Here is a 22,869-nt window from a genome sequence, read left to right as displayed (position 1 = left end):
TACACCCTTAGCGCTCTAGCCCAACAAAAAATATTTATATTCACCCCTACGCAGTGCCCAAAAATGTAGCCGATGCTCTCTCTTTACTTTGTGATGGAGTGATTAGTGTGTATCGCCCTGAATATTTTGTCAGTGTGGAACACTCTCACCCAATATCTTTATGGGCTCAATGGGCTGAAATTGGAGTACTGGCGTATCAGTCAGGTACTTGACTTTGCTAATCCTTATGCAAAACATTGAAATTAACGGACAAGAATTTAAAATTGATTATGTAGCTAAGACAGCAGATAGCGCTTTACTTTATCGCTATAAAGGCACGGTGATTTTAGCTAGCGTGGTGGTGGATAGACAACACACAGAAGCTGACTTTTTACCCCTAAGCGTGCAATATGCCCAAAGGGCTTATGCGGTTGGGCGTTTTCCAAGCAACTTTTTAAGACGCGAGGGAAAAATGGATAACTTTGAAACCCTCACCTCACGCCTTATTGATCGCAGTTTACGCCCTCTCTTCCCTAAAGGATACACCTACCCCACCCAGATCACTCTTTTAGTACTCAGTTATGATTACCAAAGCGATTTACAAGTTTGTGCACTCAATGCTGCTAGCAATGCGCTTTATTTAGCCAATATTGGCGTAGATACAACAATCCATGCCATGCGTTTAAATGGCACAGATACGGCTAAGTCTTTGGATTTGTTAGTAGTGGGGAATGCGGAGGCTATTTTGATGATAGAAATGCAGATAAAAGATTCAAGCCAACATGCTTTAGAAGAATCCAAACTATTAGATTTAATTAGGCATGCCCACACACAAATACAAGAATATTGCATGCACTATTACCACCACTTCACCCCCCATAGAAAACCAAAAAATCTCTCTATGAAAGACCCCATTAAACCAAATACAGCCCTCATAGATTTACTCAATTCGCGCTTTAAAGCCATTATTTTAGAAACCTCAAGTCTAATGGCTAGAAGCGAACGCAACGCCCAAGTACAGGATTTAATCCAAAAAATAGCCGAAGAACTCAACTTAGAAGGCCAACAAGTGAGTTTAGAGGAACTCAAATTGGCTTTACAAACATGTTTGTATGCCCATTTGCGATCAGAAATCATAGAAAAACAACAACGACCCGATGGCCGCACTCTCACACAAATCCGCCCCATTTATATAGAAACCAATCTTTTACCCGCCTGCCACTCTAGCGTGCTTTTTGAGCGCGGGCACACTCAAGCCTTAGTGGCTTGTACTTTAGGGAGTGAAAATGATGCCAAACAAGGGCTAGGCACTTATGAAAAAACACCTTCTAAAGAGCGTTTTATGTTGCATTATAATTTCCCCCCCTTTTGTGTGGGTGAGGCCATGCCTATGGGTGCATTAAGCCGGCGCGAATTAGGGCATGGGCATTTGGCACAAAAAGCTTTAGAGAGCACGTTACCAGAACAACACCCCGTGATTCGCCTTGTTTCTGAAATTTTAGAATCCAATGGTTCTAGTTCTATGGCTAGCGTGTGCGCGGGTTCTTTGGCTTTAAAAGCAGCTGGGATTGATATACGCGATTTAGTAGCCGGTGTGGCAATGGGGCTTATGGTAGAGGGGGATAAGTATGCTATTTTAAGTGATATTAGCGCTTTAGAGGACATGCAAGGGGATATGGATTTTAAAATTGCCGGTACCCATCAAGGGGTTTTAGCGATGCAAATGGATACTAAGTTATCTGGCATTTGCTTAGAGTGGCTAGGTGAAATTTTAAAGCAGGCTAAACAAGCCCGCACGGTGATTTTAGAGCGCATGCAAGAGATAGCACAGATCATGCCCATTAATACAAAAGCCATGCCTATCTCAGAGAGTTTTTATATCCCACCCTCCAAAATCAGCGCCCTTATAGGCACAGGTGGGAAGAATATTAAAGAAATTTTACAGCGCTTTGCCGTGCAAATTGATTTGGATAAACAAAGCGGACAAGTGTGTATCCATGGCATTCAAGAAGCGGTATTAAAAGCTAAAGATTTTATTTTAGAATCTCTGGAAATCCCTTCTTATGTGGCTGGGGAGCAGGTACAGGCATGGGTTAAAAAGGTGGTGGATTTTGGTGTATTTGTGCGTTTAAGTGGAGGTGGCCAAGCCTTACTACACAAAAGTGATCTGAAAGATTTAGATTGGCAAAATTTAAAGCCAGATACCTCTTTAACCTGTCAGGTTTCTAAAATAGAGCAGGGCAAGGTACATGTCATTTTAACTTAAGCTTAATGGTGCTATAATTAAGACTTGTGAAAATTTTAACAATTGAGCGAGGTTGTTGAGTCCATGAAGTTTGTTGTGCTTTTCTTTTTAGGAGCGGTGGGGCTGGTCTTTGGAGCGGATATAAGCGGAACGGATATGATTAAGTCTTATTCCGTTGTAGGCGCGGTAGTGGGCTTAGGAGTAGCAGCCTGCGGGGGTGCAATAGGAATGGGCAATGCAGCTGCCGCAGCTATTACGGGTACAGCGCGTAACCCGGGTGTGGGCGGTAAATTACTCACTACGATGTTTATTGCTATGGCCATGATTGAAGCACAGGTGATTTATACCTTAGTGTTTGCTATTGTGGCTATTTATAGTAACCCCTTCTTGGCCTAGAAAGAGAGGAGGGGGCTCTTGCACTGGTGGTGGAACTGGTAGACACGCCATCTTGAGGGGGTGGTGGGGTAACCCGTGCGAGTTCAACTCTCGCCCAGTGCACCAGAAAACCGCTTAAAAAACTGCAGGTTTTATCAAGCCTAAAACCCTAAAAAGGTTAGCTGAACAGAAGATCAAAAACCGCAGGAAAAAACCGGAGGTTTTAAAGGTTTTTTTCAAACCACAACCCTTTTAAGTTTAAGGCGGCGTAAGCGGGATAAAAGGCCTAAAAGAGCCAAAATGGTGGAATTGGTAGACACGCTAGACTCAAAATCTGGTGGAGGCAACTCCGTGTCGGTTCGAGTCCGACTTTTGGTACCACACATTAAAGAAACACCATGCAAAACTTAATCTGTCCTCATTGTCATAAATCCATTGATGCAAGCGACTTTTTAGCAGAGCAAAAGGCTCATTTTGAGCAAGAAGTACAAGCCAAAAGGCAGGAATACAAACAAGCTTTTAAAAATTTAGAAGAGAAAGAAAAGACTCTTAACCAACAGGTACAAGAGGGCGTGGCTAGAGCCTTAGAGAAAGAACGACAAGAACTATATCATTCTATCCGTATGGAAGTTAAGCGCGAACAGGAAGGGGCTTTAGAACTTCTACAAAAAGAAAATACAGAAAAATCTAATCAATTAAAAAAGATGTACGCCCTAGAAACTGAAAATGAAAAATTGAAACGGGATAAAGAGGAGATGCGCGCTGCAATAGAGGCACAAAGTGCCGCACAATTAAGTACGCAATTACAGCAACTAAAAGAGCGCCTCCAAGCTGATTATGAGATCAAACTCCAAGAAAAAGAGGAGCAGATTAACCAGCTTAAACAGAGTGCATTAGAAATACAAAAGCGCGCTGAGAGTACTTCTCAACAACTCCAAGGTGAGGCACAGGAGAGGGTTATTGAGGAGTATTTGCGCGTTCATTTTCCCCTAGATCGCATTGAGGAGATTAAAAAAGGCCAGAAGGGTGCGGATTGTTTACACAAGGTTTATACAAGGCAGGGGCTTTTTTGCGGGACTATTTGTTATGAGAGTAAGAATACAAAGAACTTTAATAAAGAGTGGATTGTTAAACTCAAGGAGGATATGCAAGCAGAGGGGGCAGAGGTAGGGGTCTTGGTGAGTGCTATCTTGCCTAAGGAGATGGAAAGAATGGGTTTATTAGAGGGGGTTTATGTGTGTACTTTTGAGGAATTTAAAGGTTTAAGTGTGCTTTTGCGTGCAATGGTAGAACGGATAGCCTTAGTACAAAAAAGTCAAGAGGACAAAGCAGATAAAGCACACTCGCTTTATCATTACTTAACAAGCACAGAATTTAATCTGCAAATACAAGGTATTGTGGAGAATTTTATGCAGATGCAAGAGGATTTGAGAAAAGAAAAGCAAGCCATGCAAAAACATTGGGCTAAACAGGAAAAACGAATCGATCAGATTTTATCGCTTATCAGCCACACTTATGGATCTTTAGAGGGGATTGCAGGCTTAAGCATGCCAGCTTTACAGGCCTTAGAGTTTAAGCAATAGAAAACTCAAGGTTATTTTTAGTGATCTATTTTGTTAGATTGCCCCCATTTTTGTTCAATTTTTCCAAAACGCCAAATCCCATAAGAGATTGCCCAAACTAGCACAAACATGCCCACTAAATAATAACCAAGATGCCCAAAATCTAGGTTTTGTAAATACCCTAATACTCCATGAAATTCCCAGTGCATTTTTTGGCTTAAAACTTGGAAGAGTTCTACACCTCCAATTACTAAGGCCACTAGTACGCTTAAAGCCGTGATAGTGATATTGTAATAAATCTTGCGCAGAGGTGTTTTAAATGCCCAGTCATAGGCTTTAACCATAAAAATTCCATCGCAAGTGTCTAATAAACTCATGCCAGCAGCAAAGCAAATAGGCAAGGCGAGCATGCCCATAATGCTTGTTTTAAGTGCAGCCCCTGAAAGGGCTAAAAGGGCGATTTCACTAGCTGTATCAAAACCCAGACCAAATAAAAAGCCAATGGGGTAGATATGCCAGCTTTTAGAGATAAAGACAAATAAGGGTTTAAAAAAACGATTTATAAGTCCGCGTTCTTGTAGCAGGGCTTCTAGGGCTTCTTGATCATATGCGCGTTCATTTTCCCCTAGATCGCATTGAGGAGATTAAAAAAGGCCAGAAGGGTGTAAACCCACAATGATTAAAAAGAGGCCAGAAACCAAAGTTCCTATAATGCTCCCTACTTCTTTAAAAGCGGGCACATGCCCTTCAAACCAGCCAATTGCAAAGGCACTAATTACAATACTTAAAATCACCACACTAGAATGACCCATAGAAAAGTAAAAACCCACCCCCATAGCATTTTGTTTTTGTTGGGAAAGTTTGCGGATTGTGTTATCAATACAGGCAATGTGATCGGCATCAAAGGCATGCCTAGAGCCAAGTAAATAAGCCGTCATGGCCAACGAATAAAAATGAGGTTCATTTGCTAAAATTAATAAACCCACTCCTAAGACATGCAAAAAGACAATCCCCAAAGCATAGGGTAGCCACGAGTACACATTTTATGCAGATGCAAGAGGATTTGAGAAAAGAAAAGCAAGCCATGCAAAAACATTGGGCTAAACAGGAAAAACGAATCGATCAGATTTTATCGCTTATCAGCCACACTTATGGATCTTTAGAGGGGATTGCAGGCTTAAGCATGCCAGCTTTACAGGCCTTAGAGTTTAAGCAATGCTAAATAAGAGCAAGTTAGAAGTGATCTATTTTGTTAGATTGCCCCCATTTTTGTTCAATTTTTCCAAAACGCCAAATCCCATAAGAGATTGCCCAAACTAGCACAAACTTGTGTGAGAATATAGACTAACTGACAGGATTTTTAAAGAGAATGTTTTAACAGATAACATAAGTCCTCTAAAAGTTCTAAAGTTCTTTGGGGCTGGATATTTAAACAGAGGCGTAAAAGAGGGTTTGCTGTGGTTGGGGGACGGATAGCCGCGCATAAAAATCCATGTTTGATCAGGCGATCCTGCATTTCTAACAAAGCGGTAGAATTTACAAAGGGTAGGGTAAAAATATTGCTCTGTGTGTGCCAATTAAAGCGATCTAAACAGGCGCGCATTTGTTTTAAAATTTCTTGGTAGTGTTTTGTGTTGTTATAAAGGTGTTTGAGATTAACAAAGCTCAAGGCGGTATCAAGCAAAGAGGGGCTTGTGGTGTAAAGAATACTCTTAGCGCGGTTACATAAAAAGTCAATCATCTCTATAGACCCTGCTATAAATCCCCCATAACTGCCATAAGCCTTAGAAAAAGCCCCTAATAAAATCATTTTTTCTGTAGGTTTATACTGGTAGTGATCTAAAAGCCCTAATAAATGCTCCCCTATACTGCCTAAGCTATGCGCCTCATCTAAAATCAAATACGCTCCATAGCTTTCTGCAATTTCTAGGATTTCTAAAGGCGCGATCTCCCCATCCATAGAATACACCCCCTCTATGGCGATGAAAAGCTGGCCTTTATTATGGCAAGTATTTAGTTTTGTCTTCAAATCTTGCGGGTTATTGTGTTCAAAAAAAAGGGTATTGGGGGATTTTTTAGCCAAAAACTGCCCGCTAGCATGGTAGTGTGCATCCATTAAAAGCCAATCATTTTTACGCACCAAAGCATCTATAAGGGCAAGGTTGCCTAAAAAAGCACTCCCCACTAACACACAACTTTCAAACCCCAAAAGATCACAAAGATAATTTTCTAATTCTTGGTGCAAGGGATAATAGCCATTAACAAGCATGGAGGCTTTGGGGGCGTGGGAGGGTAGATTTTGTAAGATATGAAAAGCTTCTTGTAATAAATCTTTACGCGATGCTAAAGCTAAATAATCATTGGAGGCAAAGTCTGCTAAAGTGGGGGGGTAAAGGCATCGTTCTCTGTGCAGATTAGCCCGTTTTAGGGCTTTTAAAGCGTGATTAAACAATTTTAAGTATTAGGGGAGGTGGTGTTTAGGATATTGCTGATTTTTTTGCGTAACTCCTCTCCTTTTTCTTGGCTTATTCTATCAATAGCATTATGCACTTCTTTAGAGCTTCTCTCAACAGCACTGATAGCCTTTTCAATCGTCTCAAAACTAACTTGACTGCGATCTTTGAGCTGTTCAACAAGGGCGTTAGCACTGTCGTGTACTTCCTTATGGCATCCTTCCATACTGCGATAACTGGGCATATAAGAAAAATGTTTCTTTCCATCGCCCTCATAATACCATTTGCCCAAACGGCAGTTATGGCTATCTACTATTTTAAAGTGATTAGGAATATCAAAAACCACGCCGTATAAATTGCCTTTATAGACCACATGATCGGTTTTAGCCAAACAACAAAAGGCTAAGTTATTGAGATTTTCAATAGAATAGTTAGCCGCATCAGCTGTTACTAAAGAGGTTTGTAAGAGAGATCGCATGTTACTGACATCATCTTTAATAACCTCAGCAATGCTATTGGTTTCATGTGTGTTAGTCTGAATATCGTTAGCCTCTTGTTGCATGGATTTAACCACCACAGCAATTTCTTTTGTGGCTTTTTGGGTTTTTTCAGCAAGTTTTCTCACCTCATCAGCCACCACCGCAAACCCGCGCCCATGCTCGCCCGCTCTAGCCGCTTCAATAGCAGCATTAAGGGCTAATAAGTTGGTTTGTTCGGCAATATCATCAATCAGAGAAATAACTTGGGTAATTTCGCTACTGCGCTGATTAAGCGAGTCGGCTAAAGAGGTGGCGTTTTGCATTTTTTCATGTAAATTGGAGATATTTTCACTAGCCTTATCCATTTTTTCAATGGTGATTTTAGCGTTTTCCACACCTGTAGCTGCTGCACGGAATAAATCATCTGTATCTTTAAAAATATCTTGCACGGTGGCTTGCAACTCTTCAAGCCCTTCGCGCATGCTGGTGTGGTAGAGATTAAAGATTTGGTTTTTACCACATTCAATGAGAAGATCAGAGGTTTGCATCACAGAGTGATAAAGTATCCCATCAATATTTTGGCTCTTGGTTTTATATAGACGGTTGTTAAGGCTAAAATCCTCATTAGGGCTAGAGAGATCACTAGCCTTGCTATCAATGCCCTCCATATTAACAATTTCTCCTGTTTTAAATACGATCTTATGATCTTTAACCCCAATAAAACCCATATGGCTACACAAATCCACAAGCTGTCTATAAAAATCTAGCTTTTTTTGTAAAGACTTGATCTCAGCGTCTTTATCCTCTGATTGCTTTAAACCCTTGTTAAAAAACATGTCAACCCCTTGCAACAATATTAAACACGCATTATACACTACAAATTCTTAGCATTATCATACTGTTCAACAAGGGCGTTAGCACTGTCGTGTATACTTCCTTATGGCATCCTTCCATACTGCGATAACTGGGCATATAAGAAAAATGTTTCATTGATTATATGCAACGGTTAGAAACTTTAGAGTCTATTTTAGAGCTATCTAGTATTTCTATTAGGAAAAATGGTTTAAAAAACTCCAAGCAAAAATTGCCTTTATAGACCACATGATCGGTTTTAGCCAAACAACAAAAGGCTAAGTTATTGAGATTTTCAATAGAATAGTTAGCCGCATCAGCTGTTACTAAAGAGGTTTGTAAGAGAGATCATATGTTACTGACATCATCTTTAATAACCTCAGCAATGCTATTGGTTTCAGGGCGGCGCTATGAAATTGCAGCCAAAAAACACCACGATCACATCATTTGTTTGCATTGTGGGGAAATTATTGAATTTGTAGATTTAGAAATTGAAGAGCGCCAAATCCAAGTGGCACAAGAACATAAGGCTAAACTTGTCAGCCATGACATGAAACTTTTTGTGATATGTGCTAAGTGTTTGGCTCAAGGGGCAGATAGATAATCTTGTACATCTCCCCAAGTAAGCGGATGGCCGTAATCTAAATCTTTAGTAGCTTTCTTACCTAGAATTTGTGGGAGGTATTTAGGGGCTAGGCCTGTGTTAGGGCGCAGGGCTTTAATGTTTTCTTTAGTGAAAATTGCGCCTTTTTTAAGCGCTTTGATCACAAAAAGGGAGCGGGCAAACTGACGCCCCTCTTGTAAAATATGCGGGTTTAAAGTGGGGTTAGAACTACCTAGAGCTAGGGCTGTATTGTGCACGGCTTGAATCAGTTGGCTAAATTCTTCTGTATCTATACTAAAGGCGCGATCGGGAGTGTCTAAACTCTTATCTAACATAAAATGTTTTTCAATCATAGATGCCCCTAGAGTGGTGGCAATAATAGCGCTAAGATTTCCTAGTGTATGATCACTTAAACCATAATTAACCCCGTATTTCTCTTGTAGTTTTGGCATAGAAAGCAAATTAGCCTCTTTTAGTGGAGCAGGGTAGGCGCTGGTGCATTTTAAAAGGGTGATAGCGCTGTTATTTGCCTTATTGCAGGCTTCTAATGCGTCTAAAATTTCTGCGTGTGTGGCAATGCCTGTAGAGATAATGATAGGTTTTTGAGTACTAGCGGTGTGGAAAATTAGCTCTAAATCGGTGATCTCAAAACTAGCAATCTTATATAAAGGACACTCTAAACTTTCTAAAAGCTCTAAACCTTTTAAACTAAAAACAGAACTAAAGAGAAGTAAATCTAAACTTTTGGCTAGTTTAAAGAGTGGGGCGTGCCACTCTAAGGGCATGGCTGCCTGTTTGTAAAGTTCATAGAGGTTTTGTTGATTCCAAAGCGTACCTTGGATACACATAGGGGTTTTAAGCGCCATGCAATCTGGGGTATAAGTTTGGAGTTTAACAGCACCGGCACCGATATTTTTAAGGGTGATTAAAGATTTTTGGGCAATTTCTAGGGAGTTGGCATGGTTAGAACTAAGTTCTGCAACGATTAAAGGAATCACCCATAGCCTTTTTTAAAGAGTTTAAAGGGGCGAGAGTTTAGAAAATAGCCACACATCATGGTAACTTCTTTGGCGGTAAATAAAATCTTTTAAAAGCCCTCCCTTGCGGTAAGCATGGTGGGTATAAAAGGTGATAGCTTGTTCGTTGGTTGCTAAAACTTCTAAATGGATAGAATGCAGGCGCATTTTAAAGAAGGCGATGAATTCTAAAGCATCTAAAATTTGCCCGCCCACATGTTCTAAATCTGGGTTTTTATAAATCCCTAAAAAAGCATGGCGATGCGTGGGGTGGATTCGGCTTAGCGATCCCACTCCAAGCAATAAATCCCCTTGTTTAAAAAGATAATAAGCGCTGTTATTGCTCTGTTTGAGTTGTTCTATAAAGTGCAAATGAGAGGCGAGGGTGATTTCTTCTGTATACATCCACGCCGTTGTTTTAGGGTGGTTTCTAAAGGCTAAAATTTGCAAACGCTCCTCTTGGCTTGTGTGGATAAAATGACAGGCAAGTAAGGGCGGGTATTTTTTAAAAGGATTGGAAGGGATTTCAAAACTTTTAAGCAGTAATTCTTGGCAAAAAGTAGATGAATCTAACATGTTAAAATCTCTTGCATGGTTTTGTGTAATTTATGCCCTATTTTTAGCTTTTCTTGATCTTTTTGCATGCGCTCTCTATTGTGCAGTGGACTTAAAATTTGCACAGACTCTAATAACCCTTCTAAACTACTAGCATGGCATGATCCTTGCGCGCTGAGTGCTTGTACTTGGGGCTGTTGGTTAGGTGCAACAGGGATTGCAATAATGGGGGTTTTACTTAAAATAGCTTCATAAAGCATGCCCCCCCCAGCTAGTAAAGCTAAATCACTCTCTTGCATTAAAAAGGCAATGTCTTTAAAGCAAGCATTGGCATGGTAGTAGTATTTAGGGCTTTGTAGATAGTTAATTTGTAGGGCTTGGATTATATTAAGAGGGGCGGTTATGTGTACTTCTAGGGGTGTCTTTTGGAGTAAGTTTAGGGCTTTTTGGTAAAAGGGCAAAGCTAAATCACTGCCTCCAAAGGAAAGAAAGAGTTTAGAAAGGGTGGGTTTAAGCGCTTTATTCTTTGAGATAAAGAGCGGATCAATGGGTAAAAAATCAATGCCTAGAAAATAACGCGGGTTTTGTTGTGCTGTTGTTGTGTAGCGGGTATGGGCTTGATACCCCGGGTTGATCACAAAAACATGGGGGGGGTATGTTTGTGGCATATCTTCAAACACCACAAGCTTAGAAGAGATCGTTTTGTAAAAAGATAGGGGCGCTAAATAGCTATCTATAATAACCACCTTAGCATGGATACTAGCCTTGTGCCAATCTGGGGGTAGATCAGTAGAGTGTGAAGCAAATAGGGTTGTTTGTGCCCCCATTGTTTCTAACAAGGCTTTGAGTTTTTGCATACGTTTTAAATGCCCTAGTCCACTTTGAGGCGTGGCATCACAAAAAATACTAATTTGCATGGGTCTTTAAAAAGGTGTATTTGAGAGTGGCTAATTCTAGGTCTTCAGGCGTATTAATATCTTGCACATAAAGATGAGGCAAAATAAGCGGGATAGAGTGAGGGGCTAAAAGAGGCTCTAATCGTGCAAAATGCAAAGCCTGCCCTAAATAGAATAAGCCTACATCGTGATAAAGGGGGGGTAAATCTTGGGAGCGTTTTGGCATGTTTTCTACAAAAAGCGGGGTGGGGTTGTTTTCTTGGATACTAAAAGAGCGGTAAGGAGAGGCACTATAAGCACTACAAGCAAAGGCGTACTTTTTATGGGGGTTGTTTTCTAGGGCTTTGAGGGCTTTTTTAATGTAATTAGCCCGCAGAAAAACACTGGTGCCATAGAGTACACAAAGCATAGTTCTTTCATGGATAGATAGGGTTTTAATGGCATGGGCAATTACTTCTAAAGTGGGTGTGAAATCCCCCGCTAGATTTTTAGGGCGCAAAAATGGTACAGATGCGCCATGTGTTTTGGCAATTTGCGCAATTTTTTCACAATCAGTAGACACCACAACCTGCGCAAAGAGCTTAGATTCTAACACCGCTTGGATCACATGCAAGATTAAAGGTTTACCTAAAAAGGGGGTGATATTTTTTAAAGGAATGCGCTTACTCCCTCCTCTAGCTAAAATTAAGGCAATGATCTGTTGCATTAAAAGGGAAAGCTTGAATCTAACACATCGCTAGCTAGCTTTTTTTTATTACTTGCGCTTAAACTTCCGATATGGGTGTAGGCGATTTTGGCATCGGCGATGTATTTAGATTCAATCGTGTTATTACGGCTAATATCAAAGGGGCGTACAACACCGCTAATTTTAATGATTTGTTTCTCTCCGTCCACCAAAATTTCGCGGCTACCATAAATGAAATAATTACCATTTTCTAAGACTTTGACAATTCTAGCGGTGATAGTAAGTTTCATATCCTCACTTTTCTTTTGCGAACCCCCACCCTTAAAAGTGTTGTTAGTGGTTGATTGGGTGAGGTTATAATTGCTTTGATCGTCTAAAAACTGGGCTTGGTTTCTTTTATTAGGATTAGTGCCATTGTAGGTAAGTCTGGGGGCTGTGGAGTTGCCATTGGAGGTGTTGGTGTAATTTTTAGAGGCGCTATAGTTGGCACTGGCGTTTTCATTAATCATCACAGTAACCAAATCATTAGGTTTCATAGCCCGTCTATCGGCAAATAAGGGGCGTTCTCCTTGCCCAAATAAACTACCGGGTTTGGCAATTTGGGGGATAAATTCTTTAGAGGGCATGTCCTCTACATAGTCGGGTGGATCAAATTTAATCCCGGGTTCTACACTTAGAGCTATAGAAAGAAAAAGTGCATGGATTAGCAAGCTTTTTGGGGAAATGAATTTGATAAGCACAACCATCCTTTCTAAAAAAAATTTGGCACATTTTGTGCCCAATTATACTATAATGGCGCTTTGTTTGGACGCATTTAAGATTTAGGGAGAAATATGCGAAGCAAGGAATTAGGGTGGTTTTTTACAATGATCTTAGGGGCGGGGTCTTTATATGCACAGCCTAGCGATCAATTTAGAAGACACACTTCTTGGAAAGATGGTTTATTTATCGGTGCAAATTACCAGACAGGTACCGTAGCTATTTTAACAACCAATGCCACAGCTACAAGTGTTTTTCAGCCGGGGCGTAATGACATGAATGTTGGGGCTAATGGGCTAGGGTTTAATATCGGGTATACAGGCTACTTCCGTGATGATCAGATGTTTGGAATGCGCTATTATGCCTTTTTAGACTGGAATGGGTATGGAGCGCGCTATAAATCTAGCCCCTATGGAGGAGGGGCTTATTATGGGAGCAATAATATGCTTGCCTATGGAGCAGCAGCGGATTTTTTTTATAACTTCTTTCAGGGGGCATTTTATCGCGATGATATTTCTTTAGATTTGGGTTTTTATGTCGGTGTGGCCATTGCTGGGAATTCTTGGCTAATGGGTGTAAATGGGCAAAACGCGATGGGCTTGCCCGCAGGTGCTAAGCCTAGTGTGAGCGCTTTCCAGTTTCTATTTGATGTAGGGATTCGCGCCTTAGTGGTAGGTGCGCATGGCATCGATCTTGGGTTTAAAATCCCTACAATTAACCACACTTACTACAGCGATAGCCATTACAGCATCACTTTCCGCCGTACCTTTGCCTTTTATATAGGGTATAGCTATCATTTTTAAGGGTGTTGGCACCCCGCCCACATCTTTTTGAAATAACTCTGGGCTTTTTGGATAATGGCTGGGTTGTTATCCCTCATTAGGAGTTCGTAATTATTCTCAAAAGCGTTTTTACTCCAATTAGCCGAACCTAAAAAGATGGTGTTATTATCAATAAGAGCTAGTTTTTGGTGCATGATACCTTCATACTCATGCCTACCACGCCCAATCTTACGCGCTTCTCTACCACTAAGCATACAAGTATTAATCCCACGATATTTAGAAAGATAGCCCATTGCAGAATATTCGCTATGGATATTAGAACTGCGATCAAAGATGATATTAATACGAACGCCACGGCTAGCAGCATCTTTTAACGCCTTGCTAATGTCTCTATGGGTAAAACTATAAATGGCGATGTTTATATTACTCTTAGCCGCATTAATCCCACTAATTAAACTTTTAAGCGCCTCATTTTGTTCATAAGGGAGCATGTATAGGGTAGAATCAGCCTGCAAATTAAGACTAAAAGCTAGTAGACTTGAAAATAAAGAGGCTTTAATAGAGCGCATGAATGTCCTTATGGTTAAAGTAAAAAAAGGCGAAGTTGTATTATAATCCACAGCTTAGCTAGCCTAGCTTAAGGAGAGTCCTTGAAAATTCTATTAGTCAATCAAAATAAGATGGTGGGTAAGCTTTTTGAAAACATCGCTAAAAAGTTAAACCTAGAGCTAGTGGCCGTAGATCGTGTAGGGGATGCTATTTCATTGCTACAAGAAGATCAGGCGTATTTCTTTTTTGCAGACGATACAGCTATAGGTGGCGAGGAATATGCACAGATCAAACCCTACTTAGAAAAAGTACACTTTAAAACGTTCTTGCATAGAAAGGGTGTGGAGGAGTGTGAGGGGTTTACGCATTGCATCCAAAAACCTTTTTTACCCACAGATGTACTTTATATTTTGCAAAGAGTTATGGACACCTCTCCTAGTGATCAAGCCCCTAAGCAAGCCTCAAGTCCCCAAGTAGAACAAACACAACCTGCAGATACAAAATTTTTAGAGGATATTGATTCCAGTTTAGATCAACTAAAAGGATTGTTAGATGTCCCCGGAGAACATGAGGTCTCTTCAAGCACTCCTGAGCAAAAAGTAGAGCAGAAAGCAGAGGGGGGCGAACATAAAGAAGAACATAAAGAAGAGGCAATCCCAGAAACGCCTACAGAATCACAAGAACCTATAACATCACAAGAACCCTCACAGGCTAAACCACAAGAACACGAGCAAAAAGAGCAAAAGGCAGAAGAAACAAGTCAAACCCCCTTGCCACCAGAAACCCCAACCCAAGAAACCCCAACCCATCACGATAACACAGAAGGGTTAAATTTAGAGGATTTATTGCCAGTAGAAACACACACCCCTAAAAAAGAGACAGATAGCTCTAAAGAACCCACGCCAGACTCTGCTCTTCCAGATGATATTCCCCTTGAATCCCACACCCATGCAGATAGTGTACATATGGACATGCTTGAGGATTTAATGCAAGAAAATTCTCCTGAGGCTCAAGAGCTCATGGATAGCATGCATGGAATGGATAGCGCGATGCACACGGCTATGGAGGATATACAACCCCTCACAGATATAGAACCTTCTTTAGCACAAGAAGCACAAGAGATGCCACAAGAAACCCCCCATGCAGATTCTAGTTCAACTCAAGATACAGAATCTGAAGAACCCCAAATAGAAGAGTCTAAAAAGGAGGAAGTAGAGGCAAAAGAAACCCCCCCATCTTCTCAAGACAAAGAGGCTAATCAAGAGGTCGAGGAAAGTGCAGAAGTTGAACATGTAGAAAAAGAACCTCAAGAGCCAATTCAAGAATCTCAAGAACTTAAAGAGCAACCAGAAATTTCAGAAATCCCCTTAGAAAAAGAGACACAACCCCAAGCCTCAGAGCCAGAAAGTTTAACACCCGTACAAGAATCTACAGAATCTAAAGAATCTTTAACAACCCCGCCTGAAAAAGAATCCCAAGAGTTTGAAAAAATTGAAGACATTCCTGAGCCGGTTATGGCTAGTGTGATGGATGAATCTGAAATACCCAGTGAAGAGGCCAAGCAAGAGGCACAGCCAAAAGAACAGCCAAAGAGTACAGAGACAGCAGAGGAAGTAAAAGAGGAGGAGGCAGATAAGGAGGATAAGAAAGCAGAAGCCACACCCCAAGAGCAAGCGCCACAAGAGGAAATACCTCAAGAGCAAATGCCTCAAAAAGAACAACCAAGTTTGCCCCCTTTGAGCTTAAGTTTTGATTTACAAACCTTGCTTAAAGATTTGCCCATTGATCCTAAGATTTTAGAGAATAAAACCCTCCATGTTCAGGTCCAATTAGCTGATAAAACATGACTGCCTATCGCATGCTCATCTTAGCTGGTCCAAGTGGATCGGGTAAGAGTACCCTTGTGAGGCATTTATTAGAGCAATGTGAGGATATTTATTTTTCTATCTCAACCACAACGCGTCCCAAACGAGAAGGAGAGATTGAGGGGAAGCATTATTATTTTGTAAGCCAAGAGGCTTTTTTAGAAGGGATTGACAAACATCAGTTTTTAGAATGGGCTAAAGTACACGGCTATTATTATGGCACTTCTCTTATACCCATTGAGCAGGCTTTGAAAGTGAATAAACTTGTACTACTTGATATTGATGTACAGGGGCATCGTAGCGTTAAAAATATTTATCCTCAAGCGACTTCTATTTTTATCACGACTAAAAATGCACAGGTTTTACGCACCCGTTTAGAGCAACGACAAACAGATAGTAACGAGGTGATCACAAAGCGCCTCATCACGGCTTTTAAAGAACTCCAAGAGATAGATCAGTTTGATTATGTGCTCATCAACGAGGATTTAGAGCTTTCTAAAAAAATGGTGCTAGAAGTAGCTCACACCTTGCGCTATAAACAACAGATGTTTCCTAAGGAGCAACTTTGCCGTGCTTGGAAAGACTAAGTTAGGCTATGCTAATATGGAAAAAATCCCTATAAAAGGATAAACATGGGTGGTTTTACAAGTGTTTGGCATTGGCTGATTGTTTTAGTGGTGATCTTGCTTTTATTTGGGGCTAAAAGAATCCCTGAGTTGGCTAAGGGGCTTGGTAGCGGGATTAAGAACTTTAAAAAGGCTGTGAAAGATGATGAGGAGGAGAAAAAAGAGGGTAAGGAGGAGGTGCAAACTTTACACACCACTAGCCCTAATCCACAAACCCCAAATAGCCCACAGAGTAGCACACAAACTAAAGACCCTACCAAAGTTAGCTAAATGCATTACACGATCAAAACCCTACTAGAACGGGTTTTACAAACAGAGGTGATCTTAGAGCACCCTAAAGATAGAAGTTTAGGGCATTATGCTAGTGTGGTTGCTTTTCCTTTAGCAAAGGTGTATAAAAAGCCACCTAAGATTATCGCGCTAGAGTTGGTGGATCGTCTTTTAGAAGATGAAGAGTGTCAGGCTGTTTTTGCAAAAATAGAAGCACTCAATGGCTATATTAATTTTACCCTCAAAGAAAGTTTTTTAGATCGCTTTTGCAATCAGGCCTTAAAACTGGGGGTAGATTTTGGCAAAGAAGCGGATAAAAACGAGAGCCTTTATTTAGAATTTGTCAGCGCAAATCCTACAGGACCTTTGCATATCGGGCATGCCAGAGGGGCAATTTTTGGAGATAGCTTTGGCAATTTAGCCCGCTTTTTAGGCTACAGAGTACACACCGAATATTATGTCAACGATCTAGGCGCACAGATTAAATTACTCGGCCTTTCACTTTGGCTAGCTATTTGTGAGATGCAACATCTCAAAGTAGAATACCCAACAGAGTATTATAGAGGCGCGTATATCAATGAACTAGCTCAAAAGGCATTGGAGCATTTCCCGGATTTAAATAACAATGATCCCAATCTTTACGCCACATTAGGAGACTTTGCTAAAGAAGTGGTATTAGCTCAAATAGAGCAGAGTTTAGCAGATTTGGGAATTGTTATAGAAAATTATGCGAGTGAAAGGGCGATGTTTGCGCATCAAGAGGAGGTTTTTAAGCGTTTAGAGCAGGCCGGAGGCGTGTATGAATTTGAGGGCAAGAGGTGGCTTAAATCTAGCATGTTTGGAGATGAAAAAGATCGCGTGATTCGTAAAAATGATGGGGACTTTACCTATATCGCTGGGGACATCACCTACCATGATTATAAATTCAAACAGGGCTTTGATCATTACATTAATATTTTTGGGGCTGATCACCACGGCTATGTAGCCCGTATCAAGGCAGCTTTGCAGTTTCTAGGCTATGAGGCACAAAAGTTAGAGGTGCTTTTGGTGCAAATGGTGGCTTTATTGCAAAATGGCAAGCCTTATAAAATGAGTAAGCGGGCGGGTAATTCAGTGCTGCTTAGCGATGTACTAGAGGACATGGGCAAAGATGCTTTGCGTTTTGTGTTTCTGAGTAAAAAGCTAGATACGCATTTAGAATTTGACATTGCTAGTTTGCAAAAACAAGACAGTTCTAATCCCATTTTTTATATCCACTACGCCAACGCCCGTATCCACACCATGTTAGAAAAATTCTTCCAAAAGCCTAATGCTAGCTTGCAGGCTATTCTCTCAAGTTCTTTAGAAAATCTCCCCGAGTCTGGGGGCGCTCTTCTTTTTAACGCTCTTAATTTGCCTAAAATTTTACAAACCGCCTTTCAAGATAGGGAGTTGCAAAAGATATGCGATTATCTTAAAGGTTTAGCTGCCGATTTTCACAGTTTTTATAATGCCTATAGAATTTTAGACACCCCGCAAGAATTGCCCTATTTAAAACTTTGCCAAATGGTAAGCTTGAGTCTAACAATTGGTTTAAAATTACTTGGGATTGAAGCTAAAAGAAAGATGTAACAACGGACGGGGATAAGGAGGGGGAGTTACCCCGCCCGTGCCGACTAAATGCCGGCTAGTTAAAATATCTAAAATATCTGGAATTTTCTCTTAAACTTTTGTTATAATAATTTAAGTTTAAGTTAAAGGATTTGAATGCGTATCTTGTTGGTGGAAAACAACGCTGATTTAAGCAAAGAAATTAGCGCCTACCTCAGCGAAAAGAGTTTTCAGGTAGATGTAGCAGAGAATTTAGAGGATGGCGAGTATTACATCAGCATCCGCAATTACGATCTTGTACTGATTAGTTTAGAGCTTAGCGATGGTAATGGCTTAAGTTTAGTACCTTATGCAAAGGCTAAACACGCCTCTATTGTAAGCATCATGCTAGCCAATAATGCCTCCAGTGAGCAAGAAATCAAAGCCTTTAAGGAGGGGGTAGATGATTTTATCGCTAAGCCTTTTGATTTGGGGGTGCTTGTGGCTAGGATTGAGGCGAGACTACGCTTTTGGGGTTCTAGCATTATTGAAATTGAAGATCTTGTGATTAATCCAGATGAGGAAAAGATCGTATATAAGGGTAAGGAAATTGAAGTTAAAGGTAAACCCTTTGAAGTGCTTACTCATCTAGCACGCCACCGCGATCAAATCGTGTCTAAAGAGCAACTTTTAGACGCTATTTGGGAAGAGCCAGAATTAGTAACGCCTAATGTGATTGAGGTGGCCATTAATCAGATTCGCCAAAAAATGGACAAACCACTAGGTATTTCCACCGTAGAAACCGTGCGCCGTAGGGGGTATCGTTTCTGTTACCCAAAAAGTGTAGAAAACTCTTGAAATTGCGCTACTTTAAAAGCTCTTAGCGTGGTTATGTTTTTTATAACTAGAGCTAGGGGCATTGGCATGAAAGCCAAACCCAAAAAGGCTATGAAGTTTCTTAAAAAAGCGTAGAGTTTGGAAATGAGGGCGGGAAGCTTTTAGAGTCTTTGCGCCTAAGCGCTAGCTGTAGCAAGTAAAAAAGTAGAATTTAAGAGAGCAGTCTTATTTCAAAGGAGAACAGAAAATGTCAGAGGATTTTGGATGTAGCATTAAAAGCTTATGAGGATAAGGATTACCAAAAAGCCATAGGGTTCTTCAAAAAGTAGCAGACGGGGGGCATGCTGGGGCTTTTTTCAACTTGGGGGTCATGTATAGGAATGGAGAGGGTGTAGAAAAAGATTTACAAAAGGCTGAGGAATATTTCAAAAGGGCTCGTAAGTTATGTTTCATGGGCAGCGTGAGTGGATTTTTCTAGTTGTAGTATTTTTTTTATAAGTGTGCTGTAGCACTTGTCTATCTACCCCTTTAGCGCTTTTACCTTTCTACAACATCTCGAGGCAAAGCCCTAATAAGGGGTGTATTTACCCGTAGAGTATTGTGTGTAAAGCTCGCTAGGTGTGCACTCCAGCAGATTTTTAGGAAGCTTGCTTTGCAATCTGTGCGTAATTTGCAGACTCTGCTAGCCAGTCTTTAAGGGCAGTTAGCACACTCCAGAAAATCAATTTAGAAGAAATGCTTTGGAAAAAGCAATTAAAGTTTTTAGGGCAATTAAAGCTTTGATTTATAAAAACCCTTGTGAAACGCTCAAATGCTAAAAACATTAATGCTAAAAACACTTGGCTTATGCTGGGGTTGCCTGTAGGAAATGTTGGCTATCCCTAAATTTGATCTCCAACATATAAAGACGCGCAGGATTACCCCACCTAAAGGCGTGTCATCTTTCTAGCGATTTTTTAAAAAACAAATCAAGCAATCTAAAAAAGACGCTTTGGAGTTGTTCTAACTCCTCCACCCCTACCCTCTCATCAGTAGAGTGGATGCGATCGTTACACACACCAAACTCTACAACCTCCACCCCCAGCGCCCTAAAAAAGCGCGCATCGCTAGTGCCCCCCTTAGTGTTAAGTGCAGGGGTGATTTCTAAAACTTCTGTAATGGCTTGTTTAAGATATGAGAGAATGAGGCTATCTTTAGAGGAGACAAAGGGCAAAGAATTTTGTCTTAAATGAATATCACAGGGGACTTTAGAGAGTACTCTATCTAAGAAATTTTCCACATCTTCGCGCGTGGTGGCGGGCGAATGGCGGACATTAAAGGCAATCTTTAGGCTTCTGGGTGTCATGTTTTCTGCGGGCACATGGCTTTCAATGGAGGTAAGCACCAAGCGGGAGGGCTCAAAAAAAGCATCACCCTTGTCTAAAAGCGCTCCGGCTAGTAAATTCAATTTATCAGAAATAAGATCAATAGGATTTAAACATTTTTTAGGATAGGCCACATGCCCGGGCACGCCTTGTACGATGATGTTTCCGCTGATTGACCCTCTTCTACCAACTTTAATACTATCGCCTAGGGTCTGCATACTCGTAGGTTCGGCCACTAAAGCAAAATGGGGCAATAAATGCTTTTTTTGCAAAACCTCTAGCATGTGTTTTGTACCAAACTTGGCTTTACCCTCCTCATCACTGGTTAAAAGAATAGAGAGAATCAAAGGGATTTTTGGCTTTTGAACATGTTTACAAAACTCTATCACAGCACAAAAAAAGGCCGCAATGCCTCCCTTCATATCCTGCGCTCCGCGCCCATATAAAAAATTATCCACAAGTACCCCAGCAAAAGGATCTACACTCCAGCCCTCCCCCGGAGGCACAACATCTACATGCCCGGCAAAGCAAAAATGCAAGGGGTTTTCCCCGCCAAAATCTCTATAAAGAAATATATTTTTAACCGGTTCTTTATTAGCGTGCAAGACTTTAAAATCTGGCAAAAGAGAGGCTAGGTAGGCAAAAACCCCCTCTTCTTTGGGTGTGATAGTTGGGTAGGTTAAAAGTTTTTGGGCAAGAGTAATAGCATTCATGGGAGCTCTTTAAGAGTGGTTTTAGTGTGTAGGTGGAGGTAGAGTTGCAACACTTCTAAGTTAGAAGGGGTGATTCCGCTAATCTGTGAGGCCTCAAAGAGACTTTTAGGGCGAAATCTCTCTAACTTTTCTATGGCCTCTAGGCCAAGACCGGGGATTTTATGGAAGACAAAATCTGAGGGGATTTTATTTTGTAACATCTGCTCCATTCTTGCAATAGAGGCGCTTTGTTTTTCAATGTAGCTATGGTATTTACAGGCAATTTTAACTTGCTCTAAAACCTCTGGCTCTAAATTTTGTAAAAAGCTAAAAAGAGAGCTTAAAATCTCTACACTACAGCTATCGCGTCCGGCTAAAAACACCCCATTACATTTATCATTAATCCCCTCTTGTCCTAAATCTTGGAGTTTTTGTAGGGTTTCTTTAGAGGGCGTAAAATGTGTGTTTTTAAGATTTTCTAGGGCTTTTGTGATCTGATCTTGTTGCTTTTGTAATTTGGCATGCTCTTTCTCACTCATTAATCCTAAAGCATAAGCATACTTGCAAAGACGCCACCTTGCATTATCCTCTCGTAGTAGTAGGCGGTATTCAGCGCGAGAGGTAAACATGCGATAAGGTTCTTGTGTGCCCTTACTGACTAAATCATCAATCATCACACCGATGTAGGCCTCATCACGCCGCAAAATTAAGGGGGGTTTATTTTGTAAAGTCAAACAAGCATTAATTCCGGCAAGTAATCCTTGTGCTGCTGCCTCTTCATAGCCAGTTGTACCATTGATTTGGCCTGCTAAATAGAGATTTTTAATCTGTTTACTCTCTAGGGAGTATTCAAGCCCTGTAGGCTGGATAAAATCATACTCAATGGCATAACCATAGCGCGTAATGTGGGCGTGCTCTAAGCCTTTAATGGAGTGAATAACTTGTTCTTGTAAATGAAAGGGTAGAGAAGTACTTAGCCCGTTGACATAATACTCACTGCCACTTTTTGTTTGGGGTTCTAAAAAAAGTTGGTGGCGCTCTTTATCTTTAAAGCGATAAATTTTATCCTCAATGCTAGGGCAATAACGCGGCCCCACCCCCTCTATTTGGCCGCTAAACATAGGCGCTAAATGGAAATTTTGCTCAATAAGGGCGTGGGTTTTAGAATTAGTGTAGGTGATAAAACAGGGTAATTGTATGGGGTTAAAATCCTTTGTTTTATGGCTAAATTTAGGCGGAGGAAAATCCCCAAAGTGGGCTTCTAGCTCTGTAAAATCAATGCTATTTCCAGCCAAACGCGGGCAGGTGCCGGTTTTAAGCCGCCCTATTTCTAAACCTAGAGTTTTTAAATGCTTGGCTAGCTCAATAGAAGCGCTCTCACCAAAGCGCCCGTTTTGGCTTGTATGTGTCCCGATGTGTACTAGGCCTTGTAAAAAAGTTCCTGTAGTGAGAATAACCTTTGAGGCTTTATATTCTTTACCAAGAGTACTTTTAACCCCCACCACAGCCCCATTTTCTATGAGTAAACCCTCCACCATTTCTTGAGAAACGCTTAAATTAGAAGTGTTTAACACTAAATTGCGGGCATTTTGGCGGTAGAGATCCATATCAATTTGAGCGCGCGTACCCCGTACAGCTGGTCCTTTAGAGGCATTAAGGATGCGAAATTGCAAACCAGATAAATCGCTTAAAATCCCCATGACCCCGCCTAAGGCATCAATTTCTTTAACCAAATGCCCCTTACCAAGTCCACCAATGGCCGGGTTACAGCTAGCTAGCCCGATATTTTCTATTAAAAGCGTGAGTAGATGCACCTTAGCGCCCATTTTAGCCGCCACAATAGAAGCCTCAATAC

Annotated in this window: 21 protein-coding genes, 2 tRNA genes and 3 pseudogenes; 15 read left to right on the top strand and 11 right to left on the bottom strand. The window is 40.9% G+C overall.

Features of this window, described 5'->3' with window-relative positions:
• Nucleotides 1-226 precede the first annotated feature (226 nt).
• The 5 genes from OO773_RS08910 to OO773_RS08890 all read left to right on the top strand — a co-directional run bounded on the left by OO773_RS08910 (nt 227) and on the right by OO773_RS08890 (nt 4,182).
• On the top strand, nt 227-2,245 hold the full coding sequence (locus OO773_RS08910; RefSeq protein ID WP_006564269.1) for a polyribonucleotide nucleotidyltransferase: 2,019 nt from the start codon (nt 227-229) through the stop codon (nt 2,243-2,245).
• 63 nt (nt 2,246-2,308) lie between these two features.
• Nucleotides 2,309-2,620: a F0F1 ATP synthase subunit C gene (locus OO773_RS08905; protein WP_034375811.1), complete on the top strand. Its 312-nt coding sequence runs from the start codon at nt 2,309-2,311 to the stop codon at nt 2,618-2,620.
• A gap of 20 nt (nt 2,621-2,640) precedes the next feature.
• Nucleotides 2,641-2,725, top strand: a tRNA-Leu gene (locus tag OO773_RS08900).
• Between the two features lie 168 nt (nt 2,726-2,893).
• A tRNA-Leu gene (locus OO773_RS08895) sits at nt 2,894-2,980 on the top strand.
• Nucleotides 2,981-2,997: 17 nt separating this feature from the next.
• Nucleotides 2,998-4,182 carry a DUF2130 domain-containing protein gene (locus tag OO773_RS08890; protein ID WP_006564267.1) on the top strand — a complete coding sequence of 395 codons (1,185 nt, stop codon included), beginning with the start codon at nt 2,998-3,000 and terminating at the stop codon, nt 4,180-4,182.
• Between the two features lie 17 nt (nt 4,183-4,199).
• Here OO773_RS08890 and OO773_RS08885 read toward each other — a convergent pair.
• A pseudogene (locus OO773_RS08885) lies at nt 4,200-5,201 on the bottom strand (HoxN/HupN/NixA family nickel/cobalt transporter).
• 11 nt (nt 5,202-5,212) lie between these two features.
• On the opposite strand from OO773_RS08885, the gene OO773_RS08880 reads away from it, so the two are divergent.
• On the top strand, nt 5,213-5,383 hold the full coding sequence (locus OO773_RS08880; RefSeq protein ID WP_264828548.1) for a DUF2130 domain-containing protein: 171 nt from the start codon (nt 5,213-5,215) through the stop codon (nt 5,381-5,383).
• A gap of 138 nt (nt 5,384-5,521) precedes the next feature.
• On the opposite strand, the gene OO773_RS08875 is transcribed toward OO773_RS08880, so the two are convergent.
• Together OO773_RS08875 and OO773_RS08870 are read right to left on the bottom strand one after the other, a co-directional pair.
• Complete coding sequence (locus OO773_RS08875; RefSeq protein ID WP_006564265.1) at nt 5,522-6,613, bottom strand: aminotransferase class I/II-fold pyridoxal phosphate-dependent enzyme; 1,092 nt, start codon at nt 6,611-6,613, stop codon at nt 5,522-5,524.
• Between the two features lie 2 nt (nt 6,614-6,615).
• Entirely contained in the window at nt 6,616-7,929 is a 1,314-nt protein-coding gene (locus OO773_RS08870) for a methyl-accepting chemotaxis protein (protein ID WP_178137346.1), read from the bottom strand.
• Nucleotides 7,930-8,090: 161 nt separating this feature from the next.
• On the opposite strand from OO773_RS08870, the pseudogene OO773_RS10145 reads away from it, so the two are divergent.
• A pseudogene (locus tag OO773_RS10145) lies at nt 8,091-8,177 on the top strand (transcriptional repressor); the annotation flags it as partial.
• Between the two features lie 162 nt (nt 8,178-8,339).
• Nucleotides 8,340-8,549: pseudogene (locus OO773_RS10140) on the top strand (transcriptional repressor); the annotation flags it as partial.
• On the opposite strand, the gene pseI reads toward OO773_RS10140, so the two are convergent.
• The 5 genes from pseI to flgH are packed head-to-tail and all read right to left on the bottom strand — an operon-like array spanning nt 8,531 to nt 12,447.
• Nucleotides 8,531-9,547: a pseudaminic acid synthase gene (pseI, locus tag OO773_RS08860; RefSeq protein WP_006564262.1), complete on the bottom strand. Its 1,017-nt coding sequence runs from the start codon at nt 9,545-9,547 to the stop codon at nt 8,531-8,533. The pseudogene OO773_RS10140 and the gene pseI sit on opposite strands and share 19 nt — an antisense overlap.
• A gap of 21 nt (nt 9,548-9,568) precedes the next feature.
• On the bottom strand, nt 9,569-10,141 hold the full coding sequence (gene pseH / locus OO773_RS08855; protein ID WP_232087199.1) for a UDP-4-amino-4,6-dideoxy-N-acetyl-beta-L-altrosamine N-acetyltransferase: 573 nt from the start codon (nt 10,139-10,141) through the stop codon (nt 9,569-9,571).
• A complete protein-coding gene (locus tag OO773_RS08850; RefSeq protein WP_006564260.1) occupies nt 10,135-11,037 on the bottom strand; it encodes a hypothetical protein in 903 nt (300 codons plus the stop codon). The genes pseH and OO773_RS08850 overlap by 7 nt, the downstream gene beginning before the upstream one ends.
• Complete coding sequence (gene pseF / locus OO773_RS08845; protein WP_006564259.1) at nt 11,027-11,722, bottom strand: pseudaminic acid cytidylyltransferase; 696 nt, start codon at nt 11,720-11,722, stop codon at nt 11,027-11,029. Before pseF ends, OO773_RS08850 begins: the two co-directional genes overlap by 11 nt.
• Complete coding sequence (gene flgH, locus OO773_RS08840; RefSeq protein ID WP_176485240.1) at nt 11,722-12,447, bottom strand: flagellar basal body L-ring protein FlgH; 726 nt, start codon at nt 12,445-12,447, stop codon at nt 11,722-11,724. The genes pseF and flgH overlap by 1 nt, the downstream gene beginning before the upstream one ends.
• Nucleotides 12,448-12,534: 87 nt before the next feature.
• On the opposite strand from flgH, the gene OO773_RS08835 reads away from it, so the two are divergent.
• Nucleotides 12,535-13,263 (top strand): outer membrane protein, encoded by a 729-nt coding sequence (locus OO773_RS08835; RefSeq protein ID WP_006564257.1) that lies wholly within the window; start codon nt 12,535-12,537, stop codon nt 13,261-13,263.
• Here the strand turns inward: OO773_RS08835 and OO773_RS08830 are convergent.
• Nucleotides 13,260-13,811, bottom strand: coding sequence for a phospholipase D-like domain-containing protein (locus OO773_RS08830; RefSeq protein WP_176485971.1), 552 nt, complete (start codon nt 13,809-13,811; stop codon nt 13,260-13,262). The two genes, OO773_RS08835 and OO773_RS08830, sit on opposite strands and share 4 nt — an antisense overlap.
• An 81-nt stretch (nt 13,812-13,892) precedes the next feature.
• Between OO773_RS08830 and OO773_RS08825 the strand changes: the two genes are divergently transcribed.
• The 6 genes from OO773_RS08825 (at nt 13,893) to OO773_RS10135 (ending at nt 19,436) form a co-directional block, all read left to right on the top strand.
• Nucleotides 13,893-15,638 carry a hypothetical protein gene (locus tag OO773_RS08825; RefSeq protein ID WP_034375814.1) on the top strand — a complete coding sequence of 582 codons (1,746 nt, stop codon included), beginning with the start codon at nt 13,893-13,895 and terminating at the stop codon, nt 15,636-15,638.
• The gene (gene gmk, locus OO773_RS08820) at nt 15,635-16,243 is read left to right on the top strand and encodes a guanylate kinase (RefSeq protein ID WP_006564255.1); all 609 of its coding nucleotides are present in this window, start codon (nt 15,635-15,637) and stop codon (nt 16,241-16,243) included. Before OO773_RS08825 ends, gmk begins: the two co-directional genes overlap by 4 nt.
• A gap of 45 nt (nt 16,244-16,288) precedes the next feature.
• A complete protein-coding gene (tatA, locus tag OO773_RS08815; protein ID WP_006564254.1) occupies nt 16,289-16,552 on the top strand; it encodes a twin-arginine translocase TatA/TatE family subunit in 264 nt (87 codons plus the stop codon).
• Complete coding sequence (gene argS, locus OO773_RS08810; RefSeq protein WP_006564253.1) at nt 16,553-18,163, top strand: arginine--tRNA ligase; 1,611 nt, start codon at nt 16,553-16,555, stop codon at nt 18,161-18,163.
• Between the two features lie 135 nt (nt 18,164-18,298).
• Nucleotides 18,299-18,979, top strand: coding sequence for a homeostatic response regulator transcription factor HsrA (gene hsrA, locus OO773_RS08805; protein WP_006564252.1), 681 nt, complete (start codon nt 18,299-18,301; stop codon nt 18,977-18,979).
• Nucleotides 18,980-19,328: 349 nt separating this feature from the next.
• A complete protein-coding gene (locus tag OO773_RS10135; protein ID WP_081255407.1) occupies nt 19,329-19,436 on the top strand; it encodes an SEL1-like repeat protein in 108 nt (35 codons plus the stop codon).
• A 459-nt stretch (nt 19,437-19,895) separates the two neighbouring features.
• On the opposite strand, the gene dapE is transcribed toward OO773_RS10135, so the two are convergent.
• Complete coding sequence (gene dapE / locus OO773_RS08795) at nt 19,896-21,035, bottom strand: succinyl-diaminopimelate desuccinylase (protein WP_006564251.1); 1,140 nt, start codon at nt 21,033-21,035, stop codon at nt 19,896-19,898.
• Complete coding sequence (mnmG, locus tag OO773_RS08790) at nt 21,032-22,840, bottom strand: tRNA uridine-5-carboxymethylaminomethyl(34) synthesis enzyme MnmG (protein WP_406600088.1); 1,809 nt, start codon at nt 22,838-22,840, stop codon at nt 21,032-21,034. Before mnmG ends, dapE begins: the two co-directional genes overlap by 4 nt.
• Nucleotides 22,841-22,869: the final 29 nt, after the last annotated feature.

Source organism: Helicobacter suis HS1 (genome assembly GCF_026000295.1).
Lineage (GTDB): Bacteria > Campylobacterota > Campylobacteria > Campylobacterales > Helicobacteraceae > Helicobacter > Helicobacter suis.
Note: the sequence above shows the minus strand (reverse complement) of the source record. Positions and strands in the feature narration are given on the sequence as shown.